The sequence below is a fragment of the Streptomyces sp. NPDC088812 genome, assembly GCF_044750285.1.
In the GTDB taxonomy this organism is placed as follows: Bacteria; Actinomycetota; Actinomycetes; order Streptomycetales; family Streptomycetaceae; genus Streptomyces.
This window is the reverse complement of sequence record NZ_JBIVJP010000007.1, coordinates 78,955-94,510: the sequence shown is the minus strand read 5'-3', so window position 1 is coordinate 94,510 and position 15,556 is coordinate 78,955. Positions and strand designations below refer to the sequence as shown.

Here is a 15,556-nt window from a genome sequence, read left to right as displayed (position 1 = left end):
TGCCCACCGGGGGACCTCCCTCTCCCTCGTGACGCGAACGCGTCCACGACAGACAAGGGAGGTCTCCTCATGGCTGGGGCGAAGACGGCCGTCGCATGGCTGGCATCCGTCGCACCGGATCCCGGGGCCTGCCGCCGGGAATGGGAGCGCAACCCCCGGGGGGTCGCCCTGCTGCCCGCGGGCAAGGCCTGGGACGTACTCATCCTGGCGGGCGCACTGGGCCGTCCCACGCTCGACGTGCTCACCCGCCTCCTCGGCCGGCCCGGCCCGGTCCTGGCCGGCTTCGGCGACGACCGGCTGGGCTTCCTCGTCCCGCCGGGGACGGCCGCCCGCTGGATCGGCACCGGTGTCCGTACGGCCGGGGCCGGCACCTGGATCGTCGTGCCCCACCCGGGCCGCACGACCGGCACCGTCCGCTGGCTCGTCCCCCCGGACGCCTCCGGCACCCTGACCGACCCGACCCTCCTCGAACTGGCCATGCACGAGGCGGCGGCGGGCCCGACGGGGGACCCGAGGCCGGGGGGCCGCACGGCGGGTCCACCGCCGGGGAACCCGGGCAGCTGAGCCGTCCCCGGGCCGTCCCCGGGCCGTCCCCGGGCCGTCGCCCGGCCGGTCGCCTGGGCGGCCTGCCCCGGCCCATCGTCCGGCCCGTTGCCTGGGTCGTCGACCCGGGCCGGTTGTCTGGGCCGTCGGCCCTTGTCCGGCCTTGGGGTGGTCTGTGCTGTGGGTGGTTGCCTGGGCTGTCGGTCGGGGGCTGTCGCTCGGGTCGTCGATCCGGGCCGGTTGTCTGGGCCGTCGGCCCTTGTCCGGCCTTGGGGTGGTCTGTGCTGTGGGTGGTTGCCTGGGCTGTCGGTCGGGGGCTGTCGCTCGGGTCGTCGATCCGGGCCGGTTGTCTGGGCCGTCGGCCCTTGTCCGGCCTTGGGGTGGTCTGTGCTCTGGGTGGTTGCCTGGGCTGTCGGTCGGGGGCTGTCGCTCGGGTCGTCGACCCGGGCCGGTTGTCTGGGCCGTCGGCCCTCGTCCGGCCTTGGGGTGGTCTGTCCTCTGGGTGGTTGCCCGGGCTGTCGGTCGGGGGCCGTCGGTCGGGGGCCGTCGGTCGGGCTGTCTGTTCCGGCCCGGTCCCCGGGCTTCAGCCCGAGGAGCAAGTCAATCCGTGGCCGTCGCCTTCAGGGCCAGCCACAGTTCCATCCGTACGTCCGGGTCGTCCAGGGAGCGGCCGAGGATCTCCTCCACGCGGCGCATGCGGTAGCGGAGGGTGTGGCGGTGGACGCCCAGGTCGGCCGCCGCGGCGTCCCACTGGCCGTGGCGGGAGAGCCAGGCGCGCAGGGAGGCGACCAGGTCGCCCCGGCCGGTCGCGTCGTGTTCGTGGAGGGAGCGCAGCAGACCGTCCGCGAAGGCCCGCACCGCGTCGTCCGCGAGGAGGGGGAGGACCGAGCCCGCCGCGAGCTGCTCGTGCTCGACGAGGACCCGGCCGCGGCGGCGGGCCACGGACAGCGCCTGCTCGGCCTGCTTGTACGCCCCGGCCGCGGCGATCGGACCGGACGGCGCGGACAGGCCGACGACCGGTTCGTCGTCGTCGCCGTCGCGTCCGCCCGCCGAGGACCGGGCGTTCTCCAAGGCGGCCGCGTACCGCAGGCACGCCGCCACGGCCGCGCCGCCGTCCGCGGCCAGCGCCACCAGCCGGTCGCCCTCGGGCACCACCAGCACCGCCTCCCCGGACCGGGCGGCCGCCGACTCCACGGCCTCCGTGAGGTCCCCGGCCGTCTCCCCGGCGCCGGCCGCCACGCGCGCGTGCGCCGGCTCGGCCACGATCACCCGGAAGGGGGCGTCGAGCAGACGGCCGTACAGGTCCCCGGCGACCGCCCGGGCGTGGTCCGGCTCGCCCGCCAGGAGCATGCGCAGCACCGCCGCGCCGATGCGCTGCTCGGCCGCGTGCAGCGAGCGGGAGCGTTCCGTGGTGAGGGTGAGCAGGGCGATCGCCGAGTGCACGGCGTACCGCTCCGCCGTGCCGAGCGCCGACGCCGTCCCGACCGCGAGGGCCGCGCGCGGCCGGCGGCCGGTGCCCAGGGAGTGCAGTTCGACCCGGTCGTCGTGGTCGGAGAACTCCGGCCCGCCGGCCACCACCGAGGCGGGCGCCGGACGCTCCCGCAGCCGTTCCACCTCGGCCGTGAGCCGCCCCGCGCGCCGCCCCGCCCACTCGGGCGCGGCCGCGACGACGGCTCCCGAGGCGTCGTACAGCGCGGCCCACCCGTCGACGTGGGTGGCGAGCGAGGCCAGCAGCCCCTCGGGCCCGTCCGTCAGCGCCTGCCTGGTCAGCTCGCGCTGGGCCGCGAACCCCGCCGTCACCGCCCGGTACTGGTCGGCCGCGATCGCCGCCGACACCGCCTTGCTGATCGCGAGGAAGGGCGTGCGGCGGGGCACCTCCAGCAGGGGCATGCCCACCTCCTCGGCGGCGTCCACGAGCGCCTTCGGGGTCTCCTCGTAGGCGACGCCGACGGCGAAACCGAGCCCCACCACGCCCGCCCCGGCCAGGCGCTTCACGTAGCGCCGCATGGCCTGGGGGTCCTCCGCGTCCAGCTTCAGCGCGGTGATCAGCAGCAGCTCCCCGCCCTCCATGTACGGCACGGGATCGGCGAGCTCACTGACGTGGGCCCAGCGCACCGGGACGTCCAGGCGGTCCTCGCCCGCCCGCACGGTCAGTTTCAGCGCGGAGTGGTGGACGAGCGAGGCGAGCGTCGGGGGCATGGTGCCTTCACGTGGTGATCTCTCTTGGCCGCTTCGTATGAAGGGCCCAGGTCGATTCTGCCTCACCGGCGGAGTTCTCCGCGCTCCCTCACGTCCCCGCAGGCCCCCGGGCTCAGCCCCGCAGGTCCACCAGCAGCGGCGGCGCGTGCTCGCCCCCGACGGTCGTCAGGGACAGCACCGCGTGCCCCGGTGGCACCTCGTGCGCCAGCTGCGACGCCGACCACCGCTCCCGCTCGACCTGGCGCACCGTCACCGCGTCCGTGGTCACGGCCTTGCCGGTGACCAGCTTGCGCAGGGCGTGGATCGCGCGGGTCATCGGCTGGTCCGCGAAGACGGTGTGCCGGGCGACCTCCGTCGTCTCCACCCACTCGGTGCCCCAGGTCTGCGCGAACCGGCTGCCGTCCCAGGTGGTGATGCCGGAGAACGCCATCCGGCAGCCCACCGCCGCGTACAGCGGCCCGTGCAGCGCCTCGGGGACGTCGGCGACGGTCCGCAGCGCGAGCACCACGCCCGCGTTCCGCGCGCGCAGCCGCTGGATCCGGCGCACCGAGTCCGCGGTGACCGTCCCCGTCGCGTCGTCGAGGACCAGACAGGCGAAGTGCGCCCGCCGCCCCTCCCGTACGACGGCCTGGAACTGGGCTAGGACGAGCCGGGTGACCAGCCGGGCGGCCTCCTCGTGGCCGCGCTCGGGCAGGTCGATCCGGACCCGCAGCGGGTGGTGGGCGACGGCGCGCAGCGAGAAGGGCCGGTGCGCGCCGGCCCCTGCCCCGCCCTGAGCGTCGGCCCCGCCGCCGAAGAAGCCGGCGAACACCGGCCGGTTCAGCAGCGCGAGCCGGTCGGCGAGCGCGCGGCCCGCGTCGCCGGGCACGCCGGTCTGCCGTACCCGCGCGTCCAGTTCGCGGCGCATGACCTCGTCCCCGGCCACGGCCTCCCGCAGTGCCGACAGCGCCGCCGGATCGCCCTCCAGCAGCTCGCGCAGGACCGGCAGGGCGGGGAAGCGGCCGTGCGCGGCCCGGTAGGGGCCGAGCAGCTGGGCGAGCGCGGTGGCCGCGCTCTGGCCGTTCACCGTGCCGAGGTCTCCCACCAGCGCCTCGGCGAGCACGGCGGCCGCCTCGTCGGGGTCGTCGCACTCCGCGTACGGGTCCAGGTCGTGGACGGACGAGGGGTCCCCGATCCGTACGATCACGTCGAACGCGGAGTCGGAGCCGAGCGGGCTCCCCGGGGAGGAGACCACGACGAGCGCGCAGCTCCCGGTCAGCGCCTGGAGGGCCAGCGCCTCGGTCAGCGGCTCGACGAGCGTGCGCGTCTTGCCCGAGCCGGACGGCCCGACCGCCAGCAGCGAGGTGCCCAGCGCCTCCGGCCCGAGCGCGGCGCCCGCGTCGTGGTAGGCGAGGGGGGCGCGCTCGGCGGCGACCCAGCGGCCGATGCGCACCTGGCCGGCCAGCAGGTCGTGGCGGGCGCCGCGCCGGGGCAGGTCGCGGTCGCCGGAGGGGTGCGTCCAGGCGGCGCCCGCCTCCCGCAGCACCGTCTGCCGGAAGTCCGGCCGCCGTGCCGCCCACGCGCGCGTGACGCGCGCGCAGTCCACGTCGTTCATCCGCCCGGCCGCGACCTCGGCGGTCAGCACGTCCGCCGCCTCGTACTCGCCGGCGTCCCGCAGCTCGGGCCACTGCGCGCGCGGCCGCTCCACGCCCGCGGGCGCGGTGCCGCCGGGCTTCGTGCGGCGGGCGGCGAGTCGTTCCTTCAGGTACGGCCACCAGCCGCCGAGCAGCGCGAACGGCCACACCACCAGCGCAGTGATCACCGTGTACAGGAAGTCGGTGAAGGTGGGGGAGGCGAACAGCTCGTAGCTGCCGGAGACCAGGACGATCAGCGAGAACAGCGGCTCGACGACCGGCAGGGCGTCCCAGCCGACCCCGGGGAACGCGTCGGGGAAGACGAGGCTCAGCGCGGCCAGCGCGCACAGCAGGCCGAGCAGGGCCCGGACCGGCTGCGGCCGCCGTCCGACGACGTGGCGCGCGGCGGCCGCCCAGCCGCCCAGCCGGCCCGTCACCCACAGCAGGACGGCGAAGAACACCCCGTCGTAGACCACCCGGGCCTCGGCGCCCTCCATGGTGCGCGCGGAGGCGATCGTGCCGCCCCACCACCAGTCGTCCGGGGTGAACACGCGCAGCAGCGAGAACTGGTACGGGACGGCGCCGCGCCGCCACAGCGACCACAGCACCAGGGCGACCACCAGTGGGATCAGCATGCCGACGACCGTGACGGGCGCCAGCCGCTCCGCCGCCCGCGCGGCCTTCGGCAACCGGTACCCGAACCGCCAGACGCCCGGCCGCGCGGCCGGACGCGCCTCGTTCAGCCAGGCGGCCACGGCGGACGAGGGGGGCGACGCGGGGGGTGAGGGGGGCCGGCCGGCGTGCGCGGCCTGTGCCGCCCGCTCGGTCTCCTGGCCCCGTGGGCTCCGCCGGTCCGGCCCGGCCCCTCCGGTCCACCCGGCCGGGTGCGGTGCCGCACCCGGTGCGCCGGCCGGCCGCGGCGGCACCACGGGCGGCTGCGGCCGCGTCCCCGCAGGTCCCGGCGGCGTTCCCGGAGGTACTGCCGGAGGTCCCGGTGGCGTCGCCGGGGGTCCCGTCGGCCTGGCCGGTGGCTCCGGCGGCGCTCCCGCGGGGCGCTGTGGCGGCCCCGCCGGGCGCGGCACGGGATTCGCGTGCGTGCCCCGTGCGTCCTGCGTCCCGTCGCTGTCCATCGCCCTTGCCCCCTGAGCAGCCGCTCCGTCCGTCATCGCCGAGTCAATCTAACGCCCCGGCAGGGTGAATTCACCGATTGCGCGGCCGGTGCGGGTTCCGCGCGGGGCGATCACCGTCCGCGTTCGGCCCGCCCGCCGGGGACGGTGAGCGGGCGGCGACGGTCACGGCGTCGGGGGCCGCATGATCCGGACGAGGTCGTCGCGGCCGATCCCGGCCAGCAGGTCCGGCAGCGTGGCCAGCTTCTCGCGCGCTTCGAGCCACTCCCAGAGGTCGCGCGGCTCGTTCCCCGGCCGGAAGCGTGCCCTGTGGTGCCGTGGGACGTCGAAGAGGTCGGCGACCTCTTCCCAGTCGTCGTGCAGGCGCCGGCAGACCTGGACCTTCACCGGCCCGGGGAACAGCACCGGCACGGTGGTGGGCAGCGCCTGCGGACGTTCCGGCCGCGCCTGGAGCGAGGCGTTCCGCAGCACCGCCACGGCGAATCGCGCGGCCGTCTCCGCGGCGTACGGCTGCCAGTCGTCGTCCTTGGCCGTGTCGGCGAAGTCGCTGACGGCCTTCGCCATGAGGAAGCCGGGGCCGCCGCGGTGGGAGGCGACGGCGACGCCCAGGCCCTCCATCTCGGCACCGACCGCTTTCGGCCAGTGCGACCGCAGGCCCTCCAGGGTCGCCTCGTCCGCCAGGACCTTCTCACCGGCGAACACCGGGCCGAACAGGGCCCGCGGGATGACACGGCCGGTCTCGCCGTCGGGCCGGGGCACGGCGGCCTCCAGTGCCCAGTCGCGGGGTGCGAGCCCGTGTGCCGCCGCCAGCAGCCGAGGGTCGGGGCGGTAGACCTCGTAGCGCCGTTCCACCCCGTCCGGGCGCGCTTTGCCCAGCTCGTGGCCGACGACCTGGTCGGCCACGAGGACGTCACCCAGCTGCGGGCCGTCCCCCGCTCGACGGGCACCGCCCGCGATGCCGACGACCAGGAGGTGCGCGGGGTTCCAGACCCCGATGACACGGGTGGCGGTCTCGGCCGATCCGACGTTGCCCATGCCGTTCATGGGGAACACCAGCACGCGCAGGCCGTCGACCCGGCCGATGCGCAGCGTACGCCCCCGCCACGGGTGCGCCGAGCAGTCGCCCAGGGCCCTGACGACGGCCTGTTCCTCCAGCGGGAGGGCCGTGAGGATGACGACGTCGACGCCCGCGGAGTCGTCCTCGGCGTGTGGGGAGACCATGCTGGAGAGTATCCGGACGACTGGGCGGCCGCGTAGGCCGTACTGCTGAGTCCACCAGCGGCCGTGGTGCTGAGTCCACCAGCGGCCGTACTGCTGAGTCCACCAGCGGCCGTGGTGCTAAGTCCACCAGCGGAAGACGTCTTCCACCGCCTCGTGACCGCCCCGGACGGTTCCGTCGGCGTGCGCCGACAGCAGCAGCGGGACGAGGACCGGAAGGCACGACACGATCGCCGAGCGTCCTTCGGCGGTCGCCGCGCGCAGGCACCGGTCCAGCAGGGAGCCCTTGTCCTCGGTCCGCAGGCCGGCCAGCACCCTGCCCACGGTCCTGGCCAGGTCCGCCCGCCGCCGGGCACCGGCCAGGGTCAGGCACGTCACGACGGCCTCCACGACGATCCGCTCCCGGTCCCGCCCGCGCGCGAAGCGGCTCAGCTCCACCAGGGCGCCGGCCCTCTCCCCGTGGTTCTTCGTCCGCGCGCACAGGGACAGGAACTCCGACTCCCACCGCGCGAGTTCGGCCTCCTCGCACATCAGCGGCGCGATGGTCATGACCGCGGAGACCCGCGGCGCGATCCTCGGCAGGCCGAGGGCCGCCTCCAGCGCCCGCGTCCGGACCTGCGGCGATCCATGGGAGGCCAGCGCTCCGAGCAGCGTCGCCTGGAGGTAGGACCAGTCGCCGAGTCCGGCGATCACGTCGAAGAACCCGGCACCGTCCCCGGCGTCCTCGTCCCCGATGTGCGCGATCAGGGCTCTGGCCGCGGCCGCCCGCCCCCGCGCGTCGGCGACACCGCCGAGCTGCGACAGCGCGAACCTCCGCTCGGCCGGGCCGCAGTGCTCGGCGAGCGCCGCGACGACCACCGCCCGGTCCGGCGGGTCGAGCTTCCGCGACCTCTCCAGCAGCGCTTGGGTGACGGGCTCCGACCGGACCCTCGCCAGCTCGCGGTAGGACACGGCCCGAAGCGCGCCGCTGCCGAGACGGGAGACCGCCTCCAGGACCCCGAGCCCGAGCCGGGTCCGGTCCTCCTCGTCCAGGACCGCCGACGCGGAGGCCAGGGCGCGTGCCGCGACGGTGGCGTCGTACGTCTCGACGACGGCGGTGACGACGCCGGCGACCGTGCGACGGGCCACACCGGCCGGGAGCCGCTTGCAGACCGCGGTGACCGCGCTCGTCCGCATGACGGGATCGGACACGCGGTGGGCGACGGCGGCGGCCCGTCCGGCCAGGGTCGGCGGAAGGACCTCGGCGAGGGCCGTGACGGCCCTGCACCTGGCCAGGGAGCCGTCGAGCGCGTGGGCCTCCTGCACCAGGCAGTGGCCCACCGGCAGCAGGGCGTCGTGGGGCGCCAGCGGCAGGAAGGCGGCGGCCACCCGGACGTCGGCGCTGCGGTCCTCCACGGAGAGACGGACGTCCCAGGCCTCGCTCAGCAGGGCCCTCCGGTGCTCCCCCTCAGCGGCATCGGCGATCCCGTCGAGCGTGTGCGCCCGCAGCGCCTTGTCCGTCAGGAGTCTCGCCCCCGCCACCGCCTCCTCCCGGAGGGCGGGCGGCAGGTGCGGCGCGACCGCGACCAGGCTCGCGGACCTGGCGTCCTCCTCCTCGGCCGCCAGGGCGAAGGCGAGCTTCCCGAGCGGAGGGCCGGAGAGCGTGAACACCCTGGTGTACGACCGGACGGACGCGGTGGGCCGGGTGGCCGCCCGCTCGGTGTACGCCGTCAGGGCCGGGAGATCCTCCTCCGGCACGAGGCCGGACTCCCGCAGGGCCGGTGAGACGAGCGCCGCCGCGGCCTGGCCGCGCACCTCGGCGTCGTCCGTGAGCGGCAGCGCGGAGAGCGCCAGACGCGCGGCTGCCGGTCCGTGGGCCGGCGGCGCGGCCGACAGGACGGCGAAGACGTGCTCCAGCCGTGCCGCGGGGGAGGTGACGTGCCCGAGGGCCTCCAGGGCCTGCGTCAGCAGGTCGTCCCGGTCCTTGCGGGGGACCCTCCTGGCCAGCCCGATCAGGGCGCGAACCCGGGCTCCGGGGTCGGACACCCGGCGTGCCGGACCCGTGGCGGACCGGATCAGCGACCGCCGTTCGCCCAGGTCCCCGTAGGGCAGGAGGGCCGTGACCGCCGACACCGCGAGATGGATGTCGCGGAGCGTCTCGATCCGGGCCGACATCCGCTCCAGCTGTCGCTTGTCGAGATGCTCGCAGAGCAGGTCGATCCAACGGGTCTGCCCGTCGCCCGCACCGGCCTCCCACTCCCCGACGACGTCCTCCATGGCCGCGTGCCGCACGGCGGGAGGCGCCTGCGGAACCAGGGCCGCGAGCGTGGCGAACCGCAGCGACCGGTCCCGCAGTGCCAGCGCCGACGGCAGCGCGGACTGTGCCGTGGCCGGGTCCAGGTGCGCGGCCACCGTCTGGAGCAGCTCGGCCCGGTCGGCGGGCGGGTCGAGCTCCGCGATGACGGAGACCGCCTCCAGGCGGAGCGGCGGAGGCAGGAACGCGAAGACGGCCGGAATCAGCTGCTTGGCCGACCAGGTGTTCCTCCGGGCGAGCCGCAGGACCGCGCCGAGCCGGTCGGCGGTGAGCCGGGGCGCGAGGGCGGCGTACGCCCTGCCGCGCCAGAACCCCATGGCGCCCGCCGCCTCCAGCGCCCGGTCCAGCAAGGCGTCCGGGAGACGGGGGCACAGGGTGAGGAACGCGGTGGGCGGCCTGTTCCTCGACCGTTTCGCGGCGTCGATCGACGCCTCCAACGCCGCTTCGACGGCGGTGGGGTCCGTACCGGCGAGGGCCGCCGCGACCAGTGCGCTGCTCCCTGCCGTGGGATCGCGCACCTCGGCTGCCGCCGCGAGCGCGGCATCGGCCAGGGCGGCGCGGGCGTCGCCGCTCGCCACGCCGGCCAGCAGCGACAGGCCGAGGCAGCGGTCCGCCGGGCCCGGAACGGCGGCGGCCCAGGTCCGGGCCTGCTCCAGGAGCGTCCGGTGACGGCTTCCCGACAGCAGCGGCAGCGCGACACCGGCCAGCACGACCTTCTTGACCGGTTTGGCGTCGGCCGACACACGGGCGAAGACGTCGAGGACGCGTTCTTCGTCCACCCCCTCGCCCAGGACGTCGCGGATCGCCTTCCCGGCGGTCTCCCGGTGCTGCTGGGCTCCGCCGAAGGAGCTCTCGAAAAGGCACTGGAGCTGGAGACCGACGCGCTCCGCCGCCGGGAGGCAGGTGGCGAGGAGAGCCCGCGCCCAGGCGCCGTACGGCTTGTGGCGGAATCTCTCGGAGCCCTCCAGCGCCTTCCTCGCCAGCGGTTCCGTCAGCGCGGGGAGGAGCGCCTCGACGACGTCGGCGAAGTGCGGCGGCGACCGCATGTCGTCCAGCAGGCCGAGGACGACCGGGGTGTGTTCCGGGGACAGGCGGGCGGCGACGAGGGCCAGGGTCCGCGCGCGGTGGGTCTTCTTCACATGGGGGAGTCCCGCGACGATCTCGGTGACCGCGCCCTTCACGTCCGGTTCGCAGAGGTGGGGCAGGAGGGTCGCGAGCGCCTCCGTCCTGGCGTCCGCCTGAGGGATCCGCAGCGCGTGGTGCAGGCATCTGTCGCCGGGCCAGGCGCCGGTGTCCGCCATGCGGGACAGCAGCCGGGGGGAGATCTGCGCCGCGATGCTCCGGATCGAGGCGGTGATGAGCGCGTACCGCAGCCGGAGCGCCACGTTCGGCTCGAAGGCCGGGGCACCGGACTCCGCGTCCGCGCCCGGGGCGACAGGTCCGCTCCCGACGGAGTCCCAGGCGATCCGGACGTCGTCGAGGTACCCCTCGCCCTGGTGCAGCGCGTTGCGCAGGGAGTACCAGAGGTTCGCGCCGTCCGCGCCCGTCCCGCCCGCCGCGCCGGGCGGTACGGAGAGGGCGAGGAGGCGGTGCATCTCCTGCGCGCACCCCCCTTCGGCCAGGTGGAAGACGATGTGCGCGATGCCGTAGCGCTGCCCCTCGTCCGGCTCGCCGTCGGCCCGGAGGTCCTTGAGGAACTCCTGGAGTCCTCCCCAGTGGCCGAGGTAGCTGTGCGCGAGGTCCCGGTGGTGCCGCCGCAGCTCGGCCGGATCGACGCACAGGGCGATGTAGTCGTACAGCAGGCCGTGGACGCTCACCCGGTCGGTGTCCGGGTCCAGGGACAGCAGGGATCTGCGGTCGAGGGCGACCAGCATGTCCTGGACCTCGTACCGCGACAGGCCCTGGCTCGCCCAGAGGTGGCCGAAGGCGGCGCGCGGAACACTGCCGGCGTTCCGGAACACCGCGAGGCTCAGACAGCAGGCGAGCTGCGCCGGGCTCAGTTCCACGATGCTGGCGTCCAGCGCCTTCAGCAGGCTCGGGTACGGGTAGTCCCGCAGACGGATGTCGAACTGGTCCACACGGCCGAAACGCAGTCTGTGCAGCAGGCCCTCCGCGTACCACCGGCGCCCCGCCACGATGCCGCCGGCCACCGCCAGGGCCAGGGGCAGTCCCGCGCACTCCTCGACGATGCCCAGCTCGTCCTCGGTGAGGTCCCCGGGCGCGACGTCCAGATGCCGTGCGAACAGGCTCAGCGCCGACCGCTCGTCCAGGGCGTCGACGAGTTCCTCGGTGTTCTCCGTGTGCAGCAGCTCGCGGTCGCGGGTGGTCACCAGGAGGGTGACGGTGGGGTGGTGTATCTCGAAGGCCCGCAGGTGCTCCGGGTCCCACGCGTCGTCGAGCACCAGCAGGAAGGACTTGCCGCGCACCAGGTCGTTCAGGCGGACGTTGGCCTGCTGCTGGTCGACGGAGGTGCCGGCCACGCCGCCGAGGGCCTCGATGAGCTGGTTCTGCCGGGTCTGGATGTCGGGTCTCTTGCCGAGTTCGAGCCAGGCGACGCCGTCGCCGAAGTGCTCGACGACGGCCGGGTCCCGGGCGAGCGCCCGCGCGGTCACCGACTTGCCCACGCCGGCCATGCCCGTGATCATGATCAGCGGCGCGTTGGACGGGCCGCCCGGGCCGGAGGCGAGCAGACGGTCCCGCAACCGGGCGATCAACTCACCGCGTTCGAGGTAGCGGGAGGGCAGGCCGGGAACGTTCGCGCGGTTCCCGGGCGACGGGGCCGCGGCGACGGTGCGGGCCCGGCCGTCGAAGACGTGGGCCAGGTCCTCCCGGCCGATGCCGTGGAGGGCGGACGGAAGCCCGCCCAGGCCGCCCCGGGCGAGCAGCCACTCCCAGACGCCCCGTGCCTCGTCGCCCCGGACGAAGCCGCGTGCCACGTGCGGGGGGACTTCCAGCAGGTCGGCGAGGTCCCTCCAGTCGTCGCCCAGCCTCCTGCAGAAGTCCAGCTTGACCTGCCCCGGGTAGTCGACCTCCGCCGTCAAGCCTCACGCACCCCCGTTCCGTCGGCCCGCGCGTCGTCGTGCGACGGCTGGGCCCCGCGTGCCAGAACACGTCTGCATTGTCGCGTGTCCGTGCCGCGTCCAGAACACGCGCGTCGGTACCGGCGGAGCGGGCCGGGTCCGGAGCCCGTCGACCGGCTATGTCCACCGCGGACAACCGGTGGCGCCGACAACGCCCACATGGAGCATGCCGACCCTCCGTCCGTCGCCCTAGCCTGCGGGAAGAGAAGCACTGTGTCCGCCGGACGCACCTCCGGAGAACCCCGGACCGCGCACCCCGCCGGACCACCCGGTACGCAAGACCATCAGGGAGCACCCCATGACCGCACTTCCGCAGGAGCGCCGCGTCGTCACCGCCATCCCCGGCCCGAAGTCGCGGGAACTCCAGGCCCGCCGTACCGCCGTGGTCGCGCAGGGCGTGGGTTCCGTGCTGCCGGTGTTCACCGCGCGCGCGGGCGGCGGCATCATCGAGGACGTCGACGGCAACCGCCTCATCGACTTCGGCTCCGGCATCGCGGTGACCAGCGTGGGCGCGTCCGCCGAGGCCGTCGTGCGCCGTGCCTCCGCGCAGCTCGCCGACTTCACCCACACCTGTTTCATGGTCACCCCCTACGAGGGCTACGTGGAGGTCGCCGAGGCCCTCGCCGAGCTCACCCCGGGTGACCACGCCAAGAAGTCCGCGCTGTTCAACAGCGGCGCCGAGGCCGTCGAGAACGCCGTGAAGATCGCCCGCGCGTACACCAAGCGGCAGGCGGTCGTCGTCTTCGACCACGGCTACCACGGCCGGACCAACCTCACCATGGCGCTGACGGCGAAGAACATGCCGTACAAGCACGGCTTCGGCCCGTTCGCGCCCGAGGTCTACCGCGTCCCGGTCGCCTACGGCTACCGCTGGCCGACCGGTGCCGAGAACGCCGGCCCCGAGGCCGCCGCGCAGGCCATCGACCAGATCACCAAGCAGGTCGGCGCGGACAACGTGGCCGCGATCATCATCGAGCCGGTGCTCGGCGAGGGCGGCTTCATCGAGCCGGCCAAGGGCTTCCTGCCGGCGATCCGGCAGTTCGCCGCGGACAACGGCATCGTCTTCGTCGCCGACGAGATCCAGTCCGGCTTCTGCCGCACCGGCCAGTGGTTCGCCTGCGAGGACGAGGGCATCGTCCCCGACCTGATCACCACGGCCAAGGGCATCGCGGGCGGCCTGCCGCTCGCCGCCGTCACCGGCCGCGCCGAGATCATGGACGCCGCCCACGCGGGTGGCCTGGGCGGCACCTACGGCGGCAACCCGGTGGCCTGCGCGGGCGCGCTCGGCTCGATCGAGACGATGAAGGAGCTGGACCTCAACGCCCGGGCGAAGAACATCGAGGCGATCATGAAGGGCCGCCTGACCGCCATGGCCGAGAAGTTCGACGTCATCGGCGACGTGCGCGGCCGCGGCGCGATGATCGCCATCGAGCTGGTCAAGGACCGTACGACCAAGGAGCCGAACCCCGAGGCGACCGCCGCGCTCGCCAAGGCCTGCCACCAGGAGGGCCTGCTGGTCCTGACCTGTGGCACCTACGGCAACGTGCTGCGCTTCCTGCCGCCGCTGGTGATCGGCGACGACCTGCTGGGCGAGGGGCTCGACCTCATCGAGCAGGCCTTCGCCCGGATCTGAGCGGGCCCTGTGCGCCCGGTCCGGGAGCCACGGAATTCCGGGCCGGGCAGAGCGTGTGAAGAAGGTGTGCGAGGTGGATGGCGGGAGACGGATCGCCCTGTCGTCCCGGCAGTCACTGCCGTAGGTTCTCCCCAGATGAGAGATACACCCCCACCCGCGGGCGACCGCGGGTGAACCCGGGCCGGAGCCTCCCCAGCTTCGACCTGGTCGTGCCTCGCGCACACGAACGGAGCCTCGGCTCCGGATCTCCTCACCGATCGGACAGTCGTCCGCCCCAGACCCCCCGGGGCGGCCGGCGCCCCGGTCCGGACGGCCACCCCGGAACCATCCCCCCTGTTCCGGGGTGGCCGACCTCCTTCTCAGGTACAGACCACGGAAGACGGACCCCGGACGCGCTCCGGGGTCTTCGTCGTGCCTCCGGTCGCGCCCGCGGCTCCCGGCAGCCCTCCCCGCCCCCGCCTGGCAAGCTGGGCTCCATGTCGACCCGCCTCCGCCGGCGGACCGAGCACGCGTCCGCGTCGCCGGACGCCGGGACTCCGGCTCCGCGCCCCGGCCTCCTCGCCCTCCTGTTCGGTCTGCCCGCCCTCCTTTTCACGCTGCTCACCTGGCAGGTCGTCGCCGACGGCCCGCTGCTGCGGGCGGACGAACGCCTCAGCCGGGCGCTCGTCCACCGGGACCGGGTCTGCGAGCTCCTCGCCGACCTGGGCAACGTGTCGGTCGCGGTGCCCGTGCTGGTCCTGGTCGTCTGGTACACCGCCCGGAGGGGGAGGGCCGCGGGCGTCGGGCGCTGGTGGCTGCCGCCCGTCGCCGTGGCGGTGCTGATGGCGCTGATGCCGCTGATCGTCCTTCCGCTGAAGGAGTGGACGGACCGGCCGGGCACGCCCGCCGTGCCGCCGGCCACCGGCTACTACCCCTCCGGGCACACGGCGACGGCGGCCCTCGCCTACGGCTCCGCCGCCCTGGTCCTGCTGCCCTGGCTGGTCACCGCACTGGCGCGCCGCGCGGTCGCCGCCACGGCCGCCGCCCTCGTCGCCGCCGTCTCCATCGGGCTGGTCCGCCAGGGCTACCACTGGCCGTTGGACGTGGTGGCCAGCTGGTGCCTCGGCGCGGCGCTGCTGGGCGCACTGTGGCTGCTGCTGCGCCGCCTCGCACGGTAGCCGCGGGCCGGGTGCCCGCACGCCGGACCACCGTCCGCGGTGCCCGCGGTGAGCGGCGCGCCGGGCGGTGCGCCCGCCGGTCGGGCGAGCACCCCGGTCCGGTCGGGCGAGCGCCTCGGTCCGGCCGGGGGAGCGCCTCGATCCGGCCGGGGGAGCGCCTCGGTCCGGCCGGGGGAGCGTCTTGGTCCGGTCGGGCGAGCGCCTCGGTCCGGTCGGGCGAGCACCCCGGTCCGGTCGGGCGAGCGCCTCGGTCCGGGCCCGGTTCCGTCGGGTGAGCGCCTCGGTCCGGTCGGGTGAGCGCCTCGGTCCGGTCGGGCGAGCACCCCGGTTCCGTCGGGGGAGCGTCTTGGTCCGGTCGGGCGAGCACCCCGGTTCCGTCGGGCGAGCGCCTCGGCCCGGTCGGGCGAGCACCCCGGCCCGTCCGGGGCGCTCCGCCCACCGGTGGGCGAGCGGCCGCGCCGAGCCGCCGGCCGAGCCGGGCGCGGGGTGTGTGTCCGCGTCGAGCCGTGCGCCGGGCCCCGGTGCCGGGCCGCGGCGGGCCTCCGCGGCCGTCCGGGTGCCGGGCGACCGACCGCGTCGAGCCGTGGGCGGACCGTGTCCGGCAGCGCCTCCCACGGCCGCGTCGAGGCGGTGCAGTCCCGGCGCAGGGGGGCTCGGCACCTGGTGCGGGGACGGGGCGGTGTCCGCGTCGCG

General features: G+C 75.5%; 7 protein-coding genes. 3 read left to right on the top strand and 4 right to left on the bottom strand.

Features of this window, described 5'->3' with window-relative positions:
* The first annotated feature begins 69 nt into the window (after positions 1 to 69).
* On the top strand, positions 70 to 564 hold the full coding sequence (locus ACIP67_RS14375; RefSeq protein ID WP_401691705.1) for a hypothetical protein: 495 nt from the start codon (positions 70 to 72) through the stop codon (positions 562 to 564).
* Positions 565 to 1,143: 579 nt separating this feature from the next.
* Here the strand turns inward: ACIP67_RS14375 and ACIP67_RS14370 are convergent.
* The 4 genes from ACIP67_RS14370 to ACIP67_RS14355 all read right to left on the bottom strand — a co-directional run bounded on the left by ACIP67_RS14370 (position 1,144) and on the right by ACIP67_RS14355 (position 12,034).
* On the bottom strand, positions 1,144 to 2,742 hold the full coding sequence (locus tag ACIP67_RS14370) for a PucR family transcriptional regulator (protein ID WP_401691704.1): 1,599 nt from the start codon (positions 2,740 to 2,742) through the stop codon (positions 1,144 to 1,146).
* Between the two features lie 112 nt (positions 2,743 to 2,854).
* The gene (locus ACIP67_RS14365; RefSeq protein WP_401691703.1) at positions 2,855 to 5,485 is read right to left on the bottom strand and encodes an ATP/GTP-binding protein; all 2,631 of its coding nucleotides are present in this window, start codon (positions 5,483 to 5,485) and stop codon (positions 2,855 to 2,857) included.
* 162 nt (positions 5,486 to 5,647) lie between these two features.
* The gene (locus ACIP67_RS14360; protein WP_401691701.1) at positions 5,648 to 6,703 is read right to left on the bottom strand and encodes a hypothetical protein; all 1,056 of its coding nucleotides are present in this window, start codon (positions 6,701 to 6,703) and stop codon (positions 5,648 to 5,650) included.
* Positions 6,704 to 6,820: 117 nt separating this feature from the next.
* A complete protein-coding gene (locus ACIP67_RS14355; protein WP_401691699.1) occupies positions 6,821 to 12,034 on the bottom strand; it encodes an NB-ARC domain-containing protein in 5,214 nt (1,737 codons plus the stop codon).
* A 337-nt stretch (positions 12,035 to 12,371) separates the two neighbouring features.
* On the opposite strand from ACIP67_RS14355, the gene gabT reads away from it, so the two are divergent.
* Complete coding sequence (gene gabT, locus ACIP67_RS14350; RefSeq protein WP_401691698.1) at positions 12,372 to 13,706, top strand: 4-aminobutyrate--2-oxoglutarate transaminase; 1,335 nt, start codon at positions 12,372 to 12,374, stop codon at positions 13,704 to 13,706.
* A 476-nt stretch (positions 13,707 to 14,182) separates the two neighbouring features.
* A complete protein-coding gene (locus ACIP67_RS14345; RefSeq protein ID WP_401691696.1) occupies positions 14,183 to 14,863 on the top strand; it encodes a phosphatase PAP2 family protein in 681 nt (226 codons plus the stop codon).
* Positions 14,864 to 15,556 lie beyond the last annotated feature (693 nt).